Here is a 17947-nt window from a genome sequence, read left to right as displayed (position 1 = left end):
GAACTTCCGGCCGCCGCAAGGGCGGCCGGAAAGCAGGATCAGGATTCTAGGTCATCCTTTTATGCATGTCTTATCCCAAAACCGCTGCGCGATTTTGGGCGACCTGCATTGTCACTTTGTGATGCCGAGCTTCTTGCAGCCTTCGGCATAGCGGTCGACGCAGAGCTCTTCGGCGGTGTTGATCTTCTTGTCGATGATCTCGGCCTTGAGGTTTTCCTGCGTCACCACCGCCGGCGTGAACAGCTGCGATGGGGTGTCGTAGAGGGTCATTTCGGCCTTCGGCGTCTCGCCCGACAGAAGCTGGACGGCGACGTTGGCGGCAGCCGCCGCAACGATCTCGCTCGGCTTGGAGATGGTGTTGTACTGATCGCCGGCGATGATCAGCTGCAGTGCGGCGATCGTCGCGTCGTTGCCGGTCACCGGCGGTACCGGATCGACACCGGCGGCCTTGAAGGCGGCGATGGCGCCACCACCGGTGCCGTCATTGGCCGCAACGACGCCGACGATCTGCGTGGAGAAGCGGGTGATCTGGCCGCTTGCCCATTGCTGCGCCTTCGGCGGCGCCCATTCCGGCGTGTCGTATTCGGCAAGGATCTTGTAGCCGCTGTTGTCGAGGCTGGAATGGATGCCCTTCTTGATCAGCCCGGCGGCCGCGTCGGTCGGCGATCCGTTGATCTGCAGCAGGCCGCCGCTGGCGGGGTCGACCTTCAGCGCCTTGAGGTGTTCGACGAGCGAGTCGGCAATGGCCTTGCCGATGCCTTCATTGTTGAACGAGACGTAGAAGTCGGCAGGTGCGGTCGGGATCGGGCGATCATAGGCGATGACCTTGACGCCCTGGCTCTGCGCCAGCTTGACCAGCGAGGCGGCGGCGGTCGAGTCGACGGGGTCAAGCACGATCGCCTTGGCGCCTTGCGAGATCACCGAGTTGAACTGCTGCTGCTGGCGCGAGGCGTCGGCATCGGCGTTCTGATAGATCACCTTGCAGCCGGGGCAGAGTTTTTTCATCTCGGCGACGAAGCCGGGATAGTCGTGCTGCTCGTAGCGCGTCGAGGCCTGGTCGGGCATCAAGAAGGCGACCGTGGCGTCGGTAACCGGGGCGGCAAAGGCAGCGGTGCCGCCAAGAAGAGAAAGAGTGAGCGCGATGGCTCCCGTCGATTTCCAGGCAAATCTGGTCATTTCGATAGCTCCGTTTCAAGGAATGGTTTCATGAAGCCTTGGACACCACATGGCGCCGGGCCTTGACTGCAGTCGGCTGTTGCGAGGAACAACGGAGCACTTGATCCGTGCTGCGCATCCTCTTGATATCTCTGGATTTCGGGACAAGCGATCTCCAGCACGGGGCGCCTCCAACGCACCCCGCGTTCTTACCTCAGTAAATGTCTAGGCTCCTCCCGGTCCTCCCTGTTAGGCGGCAATCTCCGCGCTGACGTTTTCCGCCAGCAGGGCCCTGAAGCGCGAAGGCGACATGCCTTTCTGGGTCAGGAACTGGCGGTTGAAATTCGAGATGTTGTTGTAGCCGGCGGCGTAGCAGATCTCGGTGATCGGCATGTCGGCCTCGCTCATCAGCAACTGGCAGGCAAGGTTGATGCGCAGCCGGTTGACGTACTGAACCAGCGCCATGCCGGTATGACGGCGGAAGCTGCGCGAAAACGCGCTCGGGCTGCGCCCGGCAATCGCCGCCAGATCGCTTTCGCTGAACGGCTCGGTCAGGTTGGCGTTGATAAAGGCAAGCGCCTTGTTGACGCCGGCCGACATGAAGCCTGAGGGATCCGGCAGATAGCTGGCGCTGGTCAGCGTCCGTACATCGGCGGCGCGGCTCAGAATATCGATCAGCTCCATGAACAGCGCGATGCGGCGAACGCCTTGCGCCTCGACCAGTTCGGCCAGCACAGGTGCGGCGAGCTTGGCGGTAGCGGTGGAGAACAGCGCGCCGCGGCGGCTGAGCTCGAGAATGTTTTCACAACCGGCAAGTTCCGGCAACGCGGCGGTGGCGTCTGCGATGAACTCTTGCGAGAATTGCACGACGCGGCCGCGCAGCGGCACGCTGGCGCCTGCCGGCACGTCGCTGACCCAGTTGTGCGGCAGGTTCGGGCCGGTGAGCACGAGATTGCCGGGCTCGAACTCGCCGATGAAGTCACCGACGAAATAATGGCCCGTGGTGGCGACGACGTGATGGATTTCGTATTCGGGGTGGAAGTGCCAGCGCACCGTGTGGAAGGGGTAGCCGTGGGCCCAGGCCTTGAACGACTCGCCGCGTCTGATCTGGACGACTTCCAAGTCCGGATTCATGTCAGTTCCTCCCGGCGCCGGTCCGGTCATGCGACCAGTTGCAGTGCCATCTCCCGCAGGCCGCGTTTGCCGCTCTCTGCAGTGATCGAAGCTTAGGCGGCAATTCATGCAGCCGCCACCACGGTGTGTCCACCTCACTGATACTTTTTTGGCGTTTTTGTGGTCAAGGCGATACGTTTGCGAGTACGCGGGAGAGATCAGGCCCCGCTTGCGAGACGGTGACGACGCAAACGATGTCGCCGGCGGCGAGAGCTGGTCGCTCGATTTCGGCTCCGTCACAGTGATAATATGCAAAGGGAGCGGATCGGCATGACAAGGACGTTCACCTATTCCGGCAGCCCTGCGCATATTGTCTTCGGCAATGGCGCGTCGTCCGAGGTGGGCACCTGGATCGAAAAACTCGGCTGCAATCGCGCGCTGGTGCTGTCGACGCCGCATCGGGCTGCCGACGGCGAGGCGCTTGCCAAATCCCTCGGCGCGCTGGCGGCCGGCACCTTTTCGGGCGCCGCCATGCACACGCCGGTCGAGGTAACCCAAACGGCAATGGCCAAGGCGACCGAGGTCAACGCTGACTGCGTTGTCGCGCTTGGCGGCGGCTCGACCACCGGTCTCGGCAAGGCGATCGCCTGGCGCACCGACCTGCCGCAGATCGTCATCCCGACCACCTATGCCGGCTCGGAGGTGACGCCGATCCTCGGTCAGACCGAGAACGGCGAAAAAACCACAATGCGTGACGCAAGGATCCTGCCGGAAGTGGTGATCTACGATCCAGAGCTGACCGTCGGCCTGCCGATAGCGATGAGCGTCGCGTCAGGACTCAACGCCATGGCGCACGCGGCCGAAGCGCTTTACGCGCAGGATCGCCATCCGATTTCCACCCTGATGGCGAAAGAAGGATTGCGCGCCATGACGGCGGCGCTGCCGGTGTTGACCAAGGAGCCTGGAAATATCGATGCACGCGGCGATGCGCTTTACGGCGCCTGGCTGTGCGGTACGGTGCTCGGCGCCGTCGGCATGGCGCTGCATCACAAGATCTGTCACACGCTCGGCGGCTCTTTCGACATGCCGCATGCCGAGACGCATGCGGTGATGTTGCCGCACACGATCGGTTTCAACGCCGTCGCGGTGCCCGACTTGTTGAAGCCGGTCGCCGACTTGTTTGACGGCAGCGCCGGTAGCGGTCTCCACGATTTCGCCAAGGCGGTCGGCGCGCCCCTTACATTGAAAGAACTCGGCCTCAAGCAGGCCGATCTCGACCGCGCCGCCGAGATTGCGACCAGGAACCCATACTGGAATCCGCGGCCTTTCGACCGCGCCGCAATCCGCGCCCTGTTGCAGGACGCGTGGGAGGGAAGGCGTCCGCAAAACTGACGGCAACAAGCAAGGAACTTACCCGCCGCGAATTCATCAGGATACCGCCACGACCGGTGTGCTCGCGGCGGCCTCGCGGTGCCGGCGATCGCCTGCCCTTTCGCATATAGCCGACAGGCATGAGTGGCTCCGCCTGAACGGCGCAGGCCGCTCACGCTTTTGTGCGCGTGAAAAACTGCGCGGCTCGAAAAGCCCATTGACATCAGCCGTATTTTCGACGCAAACGTTATATTGTTACTGTTATACAGTTACACAGCCCGCCTCTCCGGCGACATACCTTTCAGACTGCAAGGAGACCACGGATGCGTCGCATTCCCTTTCTCGCCGCGCTGCTCGTCGCGGTGCCGCTTTTGACCGGCACGGCTGCCCGCGCCGAAGACAAGCTGACCATCGTGGCGGCCGAGAATTTCTATGGCGACCTTGCCCGCCAGATCGGCGGCAGCAACGTCACCGTCACCAGCATCCTGGCCAATCCCGATGACGATCCGCATCTGTTCGAGACCAGCCCGTCGACGGCGCGCACCATCGCCGACGCCAAGATCGTCATCTATAACGGCGCCGACTACGATCCGTGGATGGACAAGCTGCTGTCGGCCTCGACAGCCAAGGATCGCACGACCATCGTCGCCGCCGACCTGATCGGCAAGAAGTCGGGCGACAACCCGCATCTGTGGTACGACCCGGCGACGCTGCCGGCCATCGCCAAGGCGCTGAGCGCCGACCTTGCCAAGCGCGATCCGGCCAATGCCGTGTATTATGAGACGAACCTGAAGGCATTCCAGACCTCGCTCGAGGCCATTGACAAGGAAATCACCGACGTCAAGAACACCTATGCCGGCACCGAGGTGACGGCTACCGAGCCGGTCTTCGGCTACATGGCGGAAGCGCTCGGTCTCAAGATGCTGAACTACGATTTCCAGGTGGCCTTGATGAACGATGCGGAGCCGAGCGCCACGCAGGTGGCGGCGTTCGAAAACAGCCTGAAGGACGGCTCGGCCAAGATCCTGTTCTACAATTCGCAGGTGACCGACGAGGCAACGACAAGGCTGCTCGACATCGCCAAGCAGAACAAGGTCACGGTCATCGGCGTCACCGAGACGGAACCGGCGGGCCAGACGATCCAGACCTGGTTCGGCGGCCAGATCGACGCGGTCCAGAAGGCGCTCGCCGCCCGCACACAATGAATGTGACTGCGAATGAATGTGACTAAATGAACGCAATCGAATTCGACAAGGTCACGCTGACCTATGGGGGACGCCGGGTTTTATCCGACGTCTCCTTTTCTCTACCGCAAGGCGCCTTTGTCGGCCTGCTCGGCGCCAATGGCGCCGGCAAGACGACGATGCTGCGCGCCATTCTCGGCCTGATCAAACCGGCCGGCGGCGCCATTTCGGTGCTTGGCAAATCGCCGACGCGCGGCAACGCCGACATCGGCTATATGCCGCAGGCGCGGCGCGCGCTTGGCGATGTCGGCGTCAGCGGCCTCGACTTCGTGCTGAGTGCCGCCGGCGGGCATCGCTGGGGCTGGCCCGTCGCATCGGCTGCCGAGAAGGAGGCGGCGTGGAAGGCTCTTGAAGAGGTGGGCGCCGGCGACCTTGCGCGGCGGCCGCTGGGCGAGCTTTCCGGAGGCGAGCGCCAGCGCATCCTGATCGCGCAATCCTTGATCGGCAATCCGCAACTGCTGCTGCTCGACGAGCCGCTGATCAGCCTCGATGCAGGCCATCAGCGCGCGATCATCGACCTGGTGCATCAGATCGGCGAGCGGCTCGGCATTGCCGTGCTGTTCTGCTCGCACGAGATCAACCCGCTGCTGCGCGCCGTCGACCGCGTGCTCTATCTCGGCAACCGCAAGGCGGCGATCGGTTCCGTCGACGAGGTCATCAGCGGTCCGGTGCTGTCGAAACTCTATGGCACGCATATCAATGTGGTGCGGGTTGCCGGCCGCATCTTCGTCATGGCCGACGATGTCGAACTGGAGAGCGGGGCGCATGTCCACGATCTTTGACTATGAATTCATGCGCAACGCCTTCTATGCCTGCACCATCGTCGGCATCGTTTCGGGCGCGGTCGGCTATTTCCTCGTGCTCCGGGGCCAGACCTTCGCCGGTCATGCGCTCTCCCATGTCGGCTTTCCCGGCGCCACCGGCGCCGGCCTGATCGGGCTGTCGCCGTTTCTCGGCCTCACCGTGTTTACCGTCGCCGCCGGCATCGGCATCGGCCTGCTCGGCGAACGCGCGCATCGCGACGTCGCCATCGGCATCGTTTTGACGCTGTCGCTCGGCTTGGGCTTGCTGTTTCTGCATTTCTACACCGCCTTCGCCTCGCAGGCGACCAACGTGCTGTTCGGCAATGTGCTGGGCATCAGCCTGCGCACCGTTATCGTGCTTGCGGTGCTGGCGGTGGCGATCCTTGTCGCGCTTTTGCTGATCGCGCGGCCGCTGCTGTTCGCCAGCCTGCAGCCGGAACTCGCCGAAGCGCGCGGCGTGCCGCTCACTCTTGTCTCGACCCTGTTCATGGTGCTGGTCGCCGTCGCCACGTCCGAGGCGGTGCAGATCGTCGGCGTGCTGCTCGTCTTCGCGCTGATGGTGGCGCCTGCAGCCACCGCGCTCAGGCTTACTAGCGGCGTCGGAGCCGGCGTGCTGACGTCCATCGCGCTTGCCGTGATCATCGCCTGGATCAGCCTGACGCTCGCCTTCCTGACCGACTGGCCGACGAGCTTCTGGATCACGGCGCTGGGCGCGGCGGCCTATGTCGTCAGCGGCATGGTCCGGCGCCCGTCGGTCCGAGAGACTCAGAGCGCCGACGCCGGCCCCTGAGGCTTGCCCTCCGGCGGGTCGATCGGGCCGGCTGGAGTGCAAAACTGACGTGAGGGAAATACACCCAAAAAAAGTCAGGTTTACAAATCGGCTCCTGAAACGTTTCAGCCGCGAAAGACAAATTCATCCAATCGCCTAGATCGCGACCTCTGTCGCGCCAAAGGGCCGCTCCGGAGCGGCCGGAACACCCGGAAAACCGCCATTTCAAGCGCATTTTGCAGCGGCGAATGGCGTCCGCGCGGCCGGTTGGAAGCTGGCCGGGAGGTGCAAAGGCGACCCCCCGCGGCCATCGCGGGCGGCGTTGACAGACCGCGGTGCTGCATGCGTATAGCAAGCCATGGGTCACGCCATGGCCGTGGCGGTTGAGACGGGGCTGGGGGGTTTCGTAACAACAGCATTGACGGCCCGGCGCCGGACGGGCGGCATGCACTCTCGAAGTGCGCCGCTCGCTCTTGGCTGACGCGCCGGCGACCCGGCAGCAGTCCTGGCCTGCGTTATCTCGACCAGGCTCCGCAGAACGCCATCGTCTCAGCTTTTCGATCCGCATCGGTTCGAAGCGAACGAGGTGACGCCCTCTTAACCGATATTCGCTTCGCTACGTCCCCCTCCCCCTGCTGGGCGAGGGGGACGCTGGCGATGAACCGCGCCGGCCGACGTGTATCGGCACCGATCAGGCACTCCTGACGACGCGATCAAGCAAGCCTGACGACGAGCCGATCAGGCGACCCTGGCGACGTCGATCAAGCAAGCTTGACTACGTCGATCAAGCAAGCTTGACGACGAAGTGCTTGGTTACCGGCTCGAGGATCTGCCAGGTGCCCTTGAAATCGGCTTCGACCACGAACGCATCGCCCGGACCGACCTCGACAGGCGTGCCGCCATCGGGCGTGATGATGATGCGGCCGGCGATCATGTGCACGAACTCATAGTCGGTGTAGGTGGCGTGATAAGTGCCGGGCGAGGCCCGCCAGGTGCCCGACAGCACCTTGCCGTCGGCGGTGGTGTGCTGCACGGCGGTCTGCATGGTCGGCCGGCCCGCGACAACGATCCAGCCCGGTAAGTCGCCGCCCTCGGCATGCTCGACAGCGCCGAATTTGAAAATGGTGGTGTTGGTCATGGGAGGCTCCGTTCGAATTGCATGGCTGCCGGTTGGATAGCCGATGCGTGCGACAGGGGCAACGCAAGGGCCGACGTGTGGCGTCGGGGATTGGCGAACGCGCGCGCTAATCTCCCCCCTCGAGGGGGAGATGTCGCCGAAGGCGACAGAGGGGGTCGGTTCGACTGGACGCGGCGCCCTGCACCAGACGGAAGTTGGCGCTTCACGCGAGACGACCCCCTCTGGCCGCTTCGCGGCCATCTCCCCCTCAAGGGGGGAGATTGGCAGTTCATCTCCCCCAATGTTGCACTGCGTTAGATTTGTTGCATTGCGATATCGACCATAGGGCGGAATCTTGGGTCGGGCGGACTGTCAACGGCTGCAGCGCCCGTGTCCCGTTGGGCGCGCAAAGCTGCCGCACGTATGATCCCGGCGCGATCGTTACTCGCCGAGGCGGGATCATGCACCAGCACGAGGTGGCAAATCGTGTCAGCATCGTTCCGGCCCGATATCGAAGGACTGCGTGCCTTGGCGGTGGCAGGCGTGATCGCCTTTCATTTCGGCTTCACCGGCCTGCCCGGCGGCTTCACCGGCGTCGACATCTTCTTCGTCATCTCGGGCTATCTGATCACAAAACACCTGCTTGCCGAAATCACCGAGACCGGGCGGCTCAACCTGTGGCGCTTCTATGCCAGGCGCGCTCGGCGGCTGTTGCCGGCGTCGCTGTTCGTCATCCTCGCCACACTGGTGGCCGGCGCCTTCATCCTGTCGCCGGAGGAACAATCGCTCTATTCCAAAGGCGCCATGTTCGCCTCGGCCTACATGATCAATCTGTGGCTGATCCGCTGGTCGTTTGATTATTTCGCCGCCGATGCGGCCAGCAACCCGTTTGTCCATTTCTGGTCGCTGTCGGTGGAGGAGCAGTTCTATGTCGCCTGGCCGGCGCTGCTTGTGCTGGCGGCATGGCTGCGCCCCGGCAAGCGCGGCGCGATCCTGGTGATCGGCATTGCCGGCCTCGTCTCGTTCGCCGTCTGCGCGTGGCTCACCACGGTCTCGCAGCCCTGGGCCTTCTATTTCTCGCCGCTACGCGCCTGGGAGTTCGCCGCCGGCGGGCTGGCCAGCATGGTGCCGCAGCAAGTCTGGCAAAACCGCCCGCGGCTCGCCACGCCGCTGGCGTGGCTCGGCCTAGCGCTGATTGCCGGCGCCTATCTTTCCTTCAGCGACGAAACGCCCTTCCCGGGTTTCCTCGCCCTGGTGCCGGTGGCCGGCACCGTGCTGTTGCTGCTGGCAGGAGCGGCGCACGCGCAGCAGGAGAGCGCTAAGAAAAGCCCGATCGAGGCACTGGCGCTGGCGCCGCTGCAATGGGTCGGCAAACTCTCCTACTCGCTCTATCTCTGGCACTGGCCGGTGATCGTGTATGCCACGATGCTGACGCCGGAACTTTCGCCGCTGCAGCGGCTCGGCTGCTTGGCGCTGACGCTGGCGCTGTCGGGGTTCACCTATCATGTCATCGAAAACCCGATCCGCCGCAATGGCTGGCTGATGGCCAGTGCGGCGCGGGCGCTGGTGCCGGCCGTCCTCCTGACCGGCACCGGCGTCGCAGCCGCCTACGCCAATGCCAGGCTTGCCGTCCACGATCTGGACCCTGAGCAGCGCAGCATTGCCGCCAGCGCCGCGCAGCCGTCCACGGCGCGCGCGGCCGGCTGTATTCTCTCCTTTGAGACGGTGACGCCGAAGGCCTGCGTGTTCGGCAACAAGGACGCCGGGCGCTCGATTGCGCTGTTCGGCGATTCGCATGCCGACCACTGGTCGACGCCGCTGATCGACGCGGCGGCCAAGAACAATTATCGCCTCGTCACCTATCTCAAATCGTCCTGCCGTGCCTCGCGGGTGACGACCTGGAACTGGCGGCTGAAGCGCGACTACACCGAATGCGACCAGTGGCGGGAGCAATCGGTCAAGGACATTATCGCGTTGCACCCGCACATGGTGGTGATCTCGGAATTCTCGATCGGCAATGTGATGAAGGAATCGCCCGAGGAACTGAAGCACGCCGATTGGAACGAGGAGTGGAAGGCCGGCCTGCGCTGGACGCTGGCGGCATTCAGCCGGGCCGGGATCAAGGTCGCGGTAATCCGGGACGTTCCCTACAATGGAAGCTATGCCGACAAATGCGTGGCGCGGGCGCTGTGGCGCGGGCAGGTGCCTGAAGTCTGCGACACGCCGAGGGACGCGGCGGCGAACGACGACATCGCCGCGGCCGAGCGCGACGTCGTGCGCAGCGTGCCCGGCGCCACCTATGTCGACCTGACCAGCCAGTTCTGCGACGCCCAAACCTGCCACGTGTTCATCAACGGCCAACTCGCCTTCCGCGACCGACACCACCTGGCGACGCCATTTGCTGAATCACTGGAGCCGGTCTTGGAGAAGGCGGTGTTTTAGGGGGCGGCGAGGTAGGGGGACCTGACGGCTGACCGCTCAGTTGATGCGAGCTATGCCACAAACACATCCTCTCGATGGTGAGCGAGGTAAGCCTGCTGCGGCGGGGTGAAGGTGCTAGTGCGCCAGACGGCGGGGGCTTCGGCAAAGCCGAAACTCTGCATCACCAATTGCTCGAAACCGAGCCGCCGCAAATCAGTCTTGTCGACGCGCTGGGATATGAGGACCTGCCCGCTATCTTCAAAACTGATGAAGCCACGGTCAAAGAGGTGGTCGGCATCAGGCGTGAGGAGCAGCCCGTTCATGCCGTCCAAGCGCTCCTGCGCGGAAGCGCATAGGCGCCAAGGCTTGATGTGGCTTGCAATCAGCAACGAGGGATTGGTGACCCCTGTGAGTCGGCACGAGCGCTCCATGGCTTCGACATTGGAACGAAATTTACCTTGGCCGCGACGAGCTTGAATGACGCTCGTCTTTACAGTGTCCTCGAGTTGGAGGTCGTCTCGGATACGGCGCTCAACGACGTCCTCTAAAATTTCATTGACGACTTCGAAAGTGAGACTGTTTGCGCCACCACGCCTCAGAGCTTCGCGGTCGAAAGCTGTACCCGCGACAATGGTGTGAAACACCTCTTGCGATACGCTCGCGAGATAGGCGTTTTGACGGCCTGATCCGGAGTTTGGGTCGATGGGCGAGTATCGGGGAGGCAGAAGCGGACCCAATTCGCCAATTATGTCCGACGGGCGCACCGTCGGCAGGAGCGGCGCCCAATACACCGGGAGAAGCCAACCTTCCTCGTTCCAATTGGCTCCAGTGTTCTTGAACTCCGGTGGTTTCGGTGCTGTGAATGCAAACTCCGCTACCCGACCAATATAGCGCACGGCTTGACCGAAAAAAGACAACACGAGGTCACCAGGTGTCGCCCGACGCATATTTTTGTAGAACTCGCTGCGTGCCCCATTCTTCTGAGTTTTGGGCGACCAGAGATATTGCCCGTCGATCTCTTGGCAGGCGGTCTGACTGTGATTTACCCACCAGAATTGCGACATCGTTTTTGATTTTAATAGTTGCCGTCGGCTGGGTAAGCTCTATTCGAGACCTGTCTCGCCTACAAGCATGGAGCCGACCTTATTGCCAGGTGCGACAGGCGGCGTAACTGCATCTTTCGGCGAGACGCCAAGAAGAGCGTAGGGCGACGATAGTCGCCGCCCCCACCCCACTTGCAAATCGCCCCCCAAATGCCATCTAGATCACAGGCGCACCGCCGGTGCGCCTTAGCCACGGAGCTTTCACTTGACGCAGCGAAGCGGCAGTGCGGATTTGCCGCTGCATGGCGGGCGGGTTCCGAAATGGCTGGGCGATCGCATGACGCGGCTGGGCGCTGTGCTGTGCGAGGCGATCATCCATCACTATGGCCGCGACGAGCTGTTGCGGCGGCTGGCGCATCCGTTCTGGTTCCAGTCTTTCGGCGCCGTCATGGGCATGGACTGGCACTCCTCGGGCATCACCACCTCGGTCGTCGGCGCGCTGAAGCGCGGGCTGAACCCGATGTCGCGCGAGCTCGGCATCCATGTCTGCGGCGGGCGCGGCGCGCATTCGCGCAAGACGCCGCAGGAGCTGACCGCGATCGGCGAACGCGTCGGCATCGATGGCGCGGCACTCGCCACCGCCAGCCGCCTGGTCGCCAAAGTGGACAGTGCGGCCGTGCAGGACGGCTTCGACCTCTATCTGCACGGCTTCATCGTCACCGACGACAGCCGCTGGGTGGTGGTGCAGCAAGGCATGAACGGCGACAGCCGCCAGGCGCGGCGCTATCACTGGCTGTCGGAAGGGCTGACAAGCTTCGTCGACCAGCCGCATGCGGCGATCGAGGGCGAGCGGCAGGGCGAGATCGTCAACCTGACCGACCATCGCGCCGCGCCGTCACGTAGCGGCCAGATCGACCTGTTGAAGACCATGAGCCCGGAACGGATCCTCGACGAGCTTGCCGTGCTGGAGCCGCCGCCGAAAGCAGCGCCTGCGAAACCGGCGGCGCAGCCGATGCTGCCCAATCTGGTGATGCCGGCGCATCACGACGTGCGCGAGAGCGACATCGTCATGCACCGGCTGCACGGCAACATTTCCGCCGCCATCGAAAGCGGGCCGGCCGACTTTCCCGAGCTGCTGCTGGTGCCCGGCGTCGGCGCGCGCACGGTGCGGGCGCTGGCCATGGTGGCGGAAGTGGTGCATGGCGCGCCCTGCCGCTTCTCCGATCCGGCGCGCTTCTCGCTCGCCCATGGCGGCAAGGACCGCCACCCCTTCCCGGTGCCGCTGAAAGTCTATGACGAGACGATCGCGGTGCTGAAATCGGCCGTCGGCAAGGCCAAGCTCGGCCGCGAGGAAGAGCTCGGCGCGCTGCAGCGGCTGGATGGCGAAGCGCGGCGGCTGGAGCGCTACGTCACCGGGCCAAGCCTTAAGGAGATCGTCGCCGGCGAGTTCGACCAGTCGCATCTGCTTGGAGGGCGCAGTGTGTTCGGGTGGGAGGGGGCGGCGGAAAGCGACGACGGTTCAGACAGGGGCCGCCAGTAGCTGCCTGTCCATCATGCAGAGATAGTGCGCGGCCCATAGAAACACGTGCTCGGCTTGTTTTGATAATGCTTGCAAAGACCCATTTCTCAAGTGATGCTCTGCCAGGCGAGGCTCGGCATGAAGACATTCGCATGGACGTTGGTTTTCGTGCTGCTGGCGATTGGCGGCGCGATCGCCCAAACGACGCCTGAGCCTGCCATACTGGCATATACACCGCCGATGCACTTCGTCGTTGTACGCAACAGCACGCCAGGATGCGAGCCGACATGCCCGGAATGGATTTCGGCGGAAGGTCACATCGTGGCCGGCACGCCAGCTTTGCTGAAGGCTTTGCTGAAAAAACTCGGCCCCCGCAAATTGCCTTTGGCGTTGAATTCCCCGGGCGGCGAGACCGATGCGGCGATGGCGCTTGGCCATATGATCCGCGCCAGCGGGCTCGACACGATGGTTGGCAAGACGGAGTTCTCCGAATGCGCGCCAGACACAAAAGCCTGCGGGCCGGGCGACCTCCGCTTCGGCGTCGCCAACCCCGTCGGCGCAGTCTGTTCGTCAGCTTGTACGATGGTTCTTGCGGGCGGCGTACGGCGCCTGGCAGACAGCCGCGCCTTTGTCGGCATTCACCGGATCATGCTGCCGGCCGCCAAGAAAATCCACGGCAAGAAGACCATCGTCCTCGTTCCGATACCCAAATGGTATGAACGCAAGGTCGACAGCTATTTCACCGAGATGAAAGCAGGTTCGTGGATCGTATCGGCCATGCAAAAAATACCCGACGACAGCATACGATACCTCGTGACATACGAACTTTTGGACCTGAATCTGATAACCGAAACCGGTCACGGCGACACGCGCACCTCCATCGATATCTGCAAGACCACGCCGCCGGCGGGCAACTGCCGAACGGTCAGGCAATAGGAATAGCGGGCCACGTAGGTCGTCGAAGCGCCTGTTTCTCAACAGCAACCCTTCACTTTACGCTGCGCCCTTCAACAGGTCTTCCGGCCGGCCCTCGACGAGCGCAGCAATATAGCTTTCCAGGCTGGTCGTGCCGCGCTCCGGGTTTTCCGGCTGCATCGGCTTGTCCAGCGTGGCCCCGGTCATGCGGGCATAGGACTCGGCCGCCGCTTTGGAGAAGCCTAGTTTTTCGTAGGTTTCTGTCCAGCGCTCGCGCGGCACCGTGACCACGCGCACGTTTTTGCGCAACGCCGCACTGAAGGCTGCGGCGACATCGGCGGCGGAGTAGCGCCGAGGACCCTCGATATAGTGCGTGCCGGTCTTGTCCGCCGGTTCCAGAAGACGCCTCGCCGCAGCCTCGCCGAGATCCTGCGGCGCCACCATCGGCAGCTCGAAATCCGCCGGGAAGAAGGAGGTGATGACGCCGTCGCGCCGCGCCGTCTCCAGGGCCTGATCCCAGTTGCTCATGTAATAGGCGGCGCGGTTGATGCTTGCCGGAATGGTCTGGGCCTTCAGCTTCTGCTCGAGGCCGTAAAGGACGGTGAGATCGCCGACACCCTCGCCGGCCTGCGCGCCGTAGGTCGATTCCGCCACCAGCTTTTCGAGGCCGGAGCCCTCCAGCGCCGCCGCAATGGCGCCAACCGTCTTGCGCTCCTCGGCGTCGGTGTCGGTCGATGGATCGGCCGGCGGGTTGAGCAGAAACGCCCGCTTGCCGCGCCGCAAGACTTCACGCAGCGCCTCGACATCGAGCACATCGGCAACCGCGGCCTCCGCTCCCTGTTCAACCAACCATGCGGCCTTCGACTCGTCGCGCGTCACCACCGTGACATCCTCGCCCTGCCGCAACAGCGCCATTGCCGCCGCCGAGCCGACATGGCCGGTACCTCTAAGAATGACATGCATGGTCTCGTCCTTCCCTTGCTGATTCATGCCGGATTAATGGCTGGGGCGGCGAAGGGTTCAAAAATCGGGGGACGATGCTGACAGGAGGTGACGCCGGCTTTCCTCGCAATGCACGGCGCAGGGGTCGTTCGCATCTTGCAAAATTATGGAACGAGGTCGTGCCCAGCGAGTTATATTAGCGCAACCTTGAATAGGAGGCAGCTATGAGAAAGCTCCTGCTTGCTTCGGCTATCGCTATCACTGCGGCGGCGGCGATGATCGCCCCGGCGAATGCCGGCGGGCGCGTCGTGATCGGCATCGGCAACGGCTACTATGACGATGACTACAATGACAGCTATGGCGACTATTACGATCGCTACGCTCCTCGCCCCTACTACCAGTATGATGCCTACGACAACGGCTTCAGGTACCACAGGTATCACAGGCACCATCGGCATTGCCGTATAGAGTTGGTCAAGCATTGGCGCCATCATCACAGGATCGTCGAGGAAATTCGCGTTTGCGAACGGTGATCCGATAGGGTGAAACCGGTTCGGCCGGCATCTGCCGGCCGGCCGCTTCCTGCGCGGCTGCCGGCCTTATCGCGGCTTCCGCATCAGCATCATCCCGTAACCAACGGCCAAAAGGTCGAGCCCGACCTTCAACAGCTTCACCACCACATCTCGTCCCTCGCCGGTGCGTTCGGCGAGCGCCTTCACCGACTGGCCTTCGAGGCAGATTTTGCGAACCACCTCCGCCACTTCCCAGTGGGCCATGGCGGCGATGGCATGGGTGTGGGCGCGGCCGGCGTTGAGCACGCGGTCGGGGATGCCGCCATTGATGCGGCCGCCGTCAATGCGCTCTTCCCACGGCATCGGCCGCAGCCCGTCACGCGAGGCGCGCTCAAAATCGTCGCGAAACCGTTGGCCGGCCTCGCGTTGCTGGCGCGTCAGTGAGGTGATGCCGACCAGCGGATCGACATTGCGCACCCGCACGATGCCGCCGGTCGCGGTGTAGCCGTCATTGGAGACCTCGTAGACGCGCCGCGCCTCTTCGGTGCCGACGCTCAACCGCTTGCGGCCGAAGCGATCGTCCTTCAGCGCGAAATCATGGCCGATCTCGCGGCGGATGCGCACCTGCTCGGCTTCGCCCGCAGGCAATTTCGGCGGTTTGGCTTTCTGCGCGGTTTTTTTGCTCATCGGGGGATCCTTGTGGGATTGGGTTGTTGAGCCGGAAGGTTGGCGTTCCTTCGCGCCCCCTCTGCCCTGCCGGGCATCTCCCCCACTTGGGGGGAGATCGGATGTCGCGTCGGCTTTCGCCAATCACCACCGCCGTTGGAAGGCAGTGCGGGCGAGCTGCCAATCTCCCCCCTCGTGGGGGTTGAGGAGTGGTCCGCGAAGCGGACGGAAAGCCAATTGCTTGGCTTTCCGAGCGACGAACGTCCGCCAGGACAGAGGGGGGCGCTGTCCCGCCGGCTTTCGATCATTGGTGGGGTCGTCCGGAGGCGAGGAACGGAGCCCAGCCGCTCACACCACCTCCGCCACAGGTCGGTGGAAACGCGTCTGATGATATTCGCAGTAGCTTTTCAGCGCCCTTGTGCGCAGGCCGCAGCACAGCATCTCGAGCCCCGGCCGACTGCCGGGAGCATCGTTGTCGGGGTCTTCCTCCAGCGTCAGGTCGAGCGGCGCGCGGCAGCGGTCGAACAGGCAGTCGATGAAGCGCATGGCGGCGACATGCGGCTGACGCCCGAGCGAGGCAGGGCGCGGCGCCGGCACATTGAAGCGGTAGATTTCGCCGTCCACCACCAGCCGTCCTTCGCCCGGGATCGAGGGCGCCGGACGGGCTGGCAACAGAGGCCTGGCCGATGGCTGACGGCTCGGTTTGGCGGCCGGTTTGACCGGCGCGGCCTGCTTCGAAACTCCTACTTCCCTTACGAGCTTGCTTGGCTGCGCCGGCGGATTCCTCTTGGCGGTATTCTCGTTTGCCGCAGTCTTCCCCGTCGCATTCTTCCTCGGTCGGCCGCCGGACCTGCCGCCTCTGGGGTTGGCGAAGCCGATGATCTTCAACGCGCTGTTGCGGTGGACGATGCCGATGATGGCATTGCGCGAGACCGGACTGCCGCGCAGCGCCGTGAAGCGGACGGCGATCCCTGTGGCCGACAGGCCATCCCTCAGCCAGACGGCGATCTCCTGCAATTCGGTGTCGGTATAGGCAGTCATGTCGGTATCCATTGATTGCGCGCGCAAAGGCCGAGCGCCGGCCCCGAGGGCCCACGGGAAAAAATCAGAGCGGATGGTCGGTGCGGTCAGCCGATACTGGCGGCCGGCAGCGAGCCGGCGAGATGCCGCAAGGCGGCTTCGGCGGCCGCTTTGGTGAGGGCGGAAACCGCCCTGCCCGTCAGCCGGTCGAACAGGATGACGGTGCCATCTTCCGTGCGGATGCAGGAAATACCCTGCCCGCCGGAGACAGCCCTTGGCGCACCGGCGGCGCCATGGGCTGAAGAGGTGGCCGGAGCCGGGAGAGGAGCGGCTCCGGCCGTTCCGGTCGATCGGGGGGACGACGGTTCGACCGGATCCGGGGCAAGAGCCCCGGTTTGCGTCCGGACCGGGGAGGAGGACAGCCCGGACGATGGGAGAAAGCTGACGATGTCTGCGGAAACGCTTGCGGTTTGTTCGATCATGCGCTAAGCGTACGATATGTACGAAACGTACGCAAGCGAAATCGTACGTATTGGACGATAAATTTCAGGCAATTTGTACGATGCAGGAACCGAGGCACAGATTGCAGCAGGCGCGGGCGGAGGCGGGTTATGCCTCGCCGAGCGACGCGGCGCGGGCATTGCGCGACATCAACAAGAACACGCTGATCAGTCACGAGAATGGTAACCGGCCGCTGTCGCGCAAGGCGGCGGAGAAATACGGCCGCCTGTTCGGCGTCGATCCCGGCTGGCTCTTGTTCAACGGTGACGGCGGCAGCCTTGCGGGGGGCCATTTCGGCTTTGACGAGTCGGGCCGGCAGATCCCGATGCCGTCGCTGGCCACCGTCGATGTGCCCATCGTCTCATGGATCAGCGCCGGCGAACTCGGCAGCCAGGACATGGTGGTCAATCTCAGCGACTATCCGACCATCCCCACCACCGATCTGGAGCAGGGCCAATGGATTGCTCTGCGCGTCGACGGCCCGTCGATGAACAAGATCTCGCCACCGGATTCGATCATCTTCGTCAACCTCAGGGACAAGCGGCTGGTGACCAATGGCTGCTACGTCATTTCGGACGAATCCGGCCAGGCCACCTACAAGCGTTACCGCCCCAACGAGAACCCGCCCTTCCAGCCGGCCTCCTACATGGACATCCCGCCGCCGGCGCTGGAAGGCGCCATCACCATCATCGGCCGGGTGAAGCGCTCGATGATCGATATGTGAGGGAGAAGGCGGTGAGGCGCAATCTCCCCCCTCGAAGGGGAGATGGCCGGCAGGCCAGAGGGGGTCGCCGCGCGTAAGGCGCTGACGTCCTCTGTCCGCGATAGGAAGTCGC

Annotated in this window: 17 protein-coding genes; 9 read left to right on the top strand and 8 right to left on the bottom strand. The window is 63.8% G+C overall.

Translation table 11 applies throughout. The annotated features are described in order from the left end of the window. Window positions 1-111 precede the first annotated feature (111 nt). Both ACYG97_RS03815 and ACYG97_RS03810 read right to left on the bottom strand, forming a co-directional pair. Window positions 112-1176, bottom strand: coding sequence for an ABC transporter substrate-binding protein (locus ACYG97_RS03815; protein WP_023672498.1), 1065 nt, complete (start codon window positions 1174-1176; stop codon window positions 112-114). Window positions 1177-1404: 228 nt separating this feature from the next. After that, a complete protein-coding gene (locus ACYG97_RS03810) occupies window positions 1405-2289 on the bottom strand; it encodes an AraC family transcriptional regulator (RefSeq protein WP_023695498.1) in 885 nt (294 codons plus the stop codon). 309 nt (window positions 2290-2598) lie between these two features. Between ACYG97_RS03810 and ACYG97_RS03805 the strand changes: the two genes are divergently transcribed. The 4 genes from ACYG97_RS03805 to ACYG97_RS03790 all read left to right on the top strand — a co-directional run bounded on the left by ACYG97_RS03805 (window position 2599) and on the right by ACYG97_RS03790 (window position 6476). Then, window positions 2599-3660, top strand: coding sequence for a maleylacetate reductase (locus tag ACYG97_RS03805; RefSeq protein ID WP_023695499.1), 1062 nt, complete (start codon window positions 2599-2601; stop codon window positions 3658-3660). A gap of 302 nt (window positions 3661-3962) precedes the next feature. Further along, complete coding sequence (locus ACYG97_RS03800; RefSeq protein WP_023712495.1) at window positions 3963-4844, top strand: metal ABC transporter solute-binding protein, Zn/Mn family; 882 nt, start codon at window positions 3963-3965, stop codon at window positions 4842-4844. A 26-nt stretch (window positions 4845-4870) separates the two neighbouring features. Beyond that, window positions 4871-5665, top strand: coding sequence for a metal ABC transporter ATP-binding protein (locus tag ACYG97_RS03795; protein WP_023685455.1), 795 nt, complete (start codon window positions 4871-4873; stop codon window positions 5663-5665). Further along, window positions 5649-6476: a metal ABC transporter permease gene (locus ACYG97_RS03790; RefSeq protein WP_023685454.1), complete on the top strand. Its 828-nt coding sequence runs from the start codon at window positions 5649-5651 to the stop codon at window positions 6474-6476. Before ACYG97_RS03795 ends, ACYG97_RS03790 begins: the two co-directional genes overlap by 17 nt. Window positions 6477-7239: 763 nt before the next feature. On the opposite strand, the gene ACYG97_RS03785 is transcribed toward ACYG97_RS03790, so the two are convergent. Continuing rightward, window positions 7240-7593 (bottom strand): cupin domain-containing protein, encoded by a 354-nt coding sequence (locus tag ACYG97_RS03785; RefSeq protein WP_023688994.1) that lies wholly within the window; start codon window positions 7591-7593, stop codon window positions 7240-7242. A gap of 465 nt (window positions 7594-8058) precedes the next feature. Between ACYG97_RS03785 and ACYG97_RS03780 the strand changes: the two genes are divergently transcribed. Continuing rightward, entirely contained in the window at window positions 8059-10014 is a 1956-nt protein-coding gene (locus ACYG97_RS03780) for an acyltransferase family protein (protein WP_023712494.1), read from the top strand. A 50-nt stretch (window positions 10015-10064) separates the two neighbouring features. Here the strand turns inward: ACYG97_RS03780 and ACYG97_RS03775 are convergent, their stop codons facing one another. Next, entirely contained in the window at window positions 10065-11057 is a 993-nt protein-coding gene (locus tag ACYG97_RS03775; protein WP_023702917.1) for an HNH endonuclease, read from the bottom strand. A 244-nt stretch (window positions 11058-11301) separates the two neighbouring features. Between ACYG97_RS03775 and ACYG97_RS03770 the strand changes: the two genes are divergently transcribed. Beyond that, window positions 11302-12576, top strand: coding sequence for a DUF763 domain-containing protein (locus ACYG97_RS03770; protein ID WP_023689001.1), 1275 nt, complete (start codon window positions 11302-11304; stop codon window positions 12574-12576). 69 nt (window positions 12577-12645) lie between these two features. After that, on the top strand, window positions 12646-13491 hold the full coding sequence (locus ACYG97_RS03765) for a COG3904 family protein (protein ID WP_156929840.1): 846 nt from the start codon (window positions 12646-12648) through the stop codon (window positions 13489-13491). Between the two features lie 57 nt (window positions 13492-13548). Here the strand turns inward: ACYG97_RS03765 and ACYG97_RS03760 are convergent, their stop codons facing one another. After that, window positions 13549-14433 carry an NmrA family NAD(P)-binding protein gene (locus ACYG97_RS03760; protein WP_023733953.1) on the bottom strand — a complete coding sequence of 295 codons (885 nt, stop codon included), beginning with the start codon at window positions 14431-14433 and terminating at the stop codon, window positions 13549-13551. Window positions 14434-14636: 203 nt separating this feature from the next. Here ACYG97_RS03760 and ACYG97_RS03755 point away from each other — a divergent pair, with 203 nt between their 5' ends. Beyond that, entirely contained in the window at window positions 14637-14945 is a 309-nt protein-coding gene (locus ACYG97_RS03755) for a hypothetical protein (RefSeq protein WP_023693854.1), read from the top strand. 66 nt (window positions 14946-15011) lie between these two features. On the opposite strand, the gene ACYG97_RS03750 is transcribed toward ACYG97_RS03755, so the two are convergent. The 3 genes from ACYG97_RS03750 to ACYG97_RS03740 all read right to left on the bottom strand — a co-directional run bounded on the left by ACYG97_RS03750 (window position 15012) and on the right by ACYG97_RS03740 (window position 17092). Further along, complete coding sequence (locus tag ACYG97_RS03750; RefSeq protein WP_023730349.1) at window positions 15012-15611, bottom strand: DUF6456 domain-containing protein; 600 nt, start codon at window positions 15609-15611, stop codon at window positions 15012-15014. A gap of 327 nt (window positions 15612-15938) precedes the next feature. Beyond that, a complete protein-coding gene (locus ACYG97_RS03745; RefSeq protein ID WP_023733952.1) occupies window positions 15939-16631 on the bottom strand; it encodes a GcrA cell cycle regulator in 693 nt (230 codons plus the stop codon). Between the two features lie 86 nt (window positions 16632-16717). Further along, on the bottom strand, window positions 16718-17092 hold the full coding sequence (locus ACYG97_RS03740; RefSeq protein ID WP_023693857.1) for a hypothetical protein: 375 nt from the start codon (window positions 17090-17092) through the stop codon (window positions 16718-16720). An 80-nt stretch (window positions 17093-17172) separates the two neighbouring features. On the opposite strand from ACYG97_RS03740, the gene ACYG97_RS03735 reads away from it, so the two are divergent. Continuing rightward, entirely contained in the window at window positions 17173-17835 is a 663-nt protein-coding gene (locus ACYG97_RS03735) for a LexA family transcriptional regulator (protein ID WP_023672482.1), read from the top strand. The last annotated feature ends 112 nt before the right edge of the window (window positions 17836-17947 follow it).

The sequence above is a fragment of the Mesorhizobium sp. W067 genome, from assembly GCF_054719525.1.
Note: the sequence above shows the minus strand (reverse complement) of the source record. Positions and strands in the feature narration are given on the sequence as shown.

Coding starts and splice junctions, on each gene's coding strand:
- ACYG97_RS03815 (WP_023672498.1), bottom strand. CDS start 1,176: ATGACCAGATTTGCCTGGAAATCGACGGGAGCCATCGCGCTCACTCTT.
- ACYG97_RS03810 (WP_023695498.1), bottom strand. CDS start 2,289: ATGAATCCGGACTTGGAAGTCGTCCAGATCAGACGCGGCGAGTCGTTC.
- ACYG97_RS03805 (WP_023695499.1), top strand. CDS start 2,599: ATGACAAGGACGTTCACCTATTCCGGCAGCCCTGCGCATATTGTCTTC.
- ACYG97_RS03800 (WP_023712495.1), top strand. CDS start 3,963: ATGCGTCGCATTCCCTTTCTCGCCGCGCTGCTCGTCGCGGTGCCGCTT.
- ACYG97_RS03795 (WP_023685455.1), top strand. CDS start 4,871: ATGAACGCAATCGAATTCGACAAGGTCACGCTGACCTATGGGGGACGC.
- ACYG97_RS03790 (WP_023685454.1), top strand. CDS start 5,649: ATGTCCACGATCTTTGACTATGAATTCATGCGCAACGCCTTCTATGCC.
- ACYG97_RS03785 (WP_023688994.1), bottom strand. CDS start 7,593: ATGACCAACACCACCATTTTCAAATTCGGCGCTGTCGAGCATGCCGAG.
- ACYG97_RS03775 (WP_023702917.1), bottom strand. CDS start 11,057: ATGTCGCAATTCTGGTGGGTAAATCACAGTCAGACCGCCTGCCAAGAG.
- ACYG97_RS03760 (WP_023733953.1), bottom strand. CDS start 14,433: ATGCATGTCATTCTTAGAGGTACCGGCCATGTCGGCTCGGCGGCGGCA.
- ACYG97_RS03755 (WP_023693854.1), top strand. CDS start 14,637: ATGAGAAAGCTCCTGCTTGCTTCGGCTATCGCTATCACTGCGGCGGCG.
- ACYG97_RS03750 (WP_023730349.1), bottom strand. CDS start 15,611: ATGAGCAAAAAAACCGCGCAGAAAGCCAAACCGCCGAAATTGCCTGCG.
- ACYG97_RS03745 (WP_023733952.1), bottom strand. CDS start 16,631: ATGACTGCCTATACCGACACCGAATTGCAGGAGATCGCCGTCTGGCTG.
- ACYG97_RS03740 (WP_023693857.1), bottom strand. CDS start 17,092: ATGATCGAACAAACCGCAAGCGTTTCCGCAGACATCGTCAGCTTTCTC.
- ACYG97_RS03735 (WP_023672482.1), top strand. CDS start 17,173: ATGCAGGAACCGAGGCACAGATTGCAGCAGGCGCGGGCGGAGGCGGGT.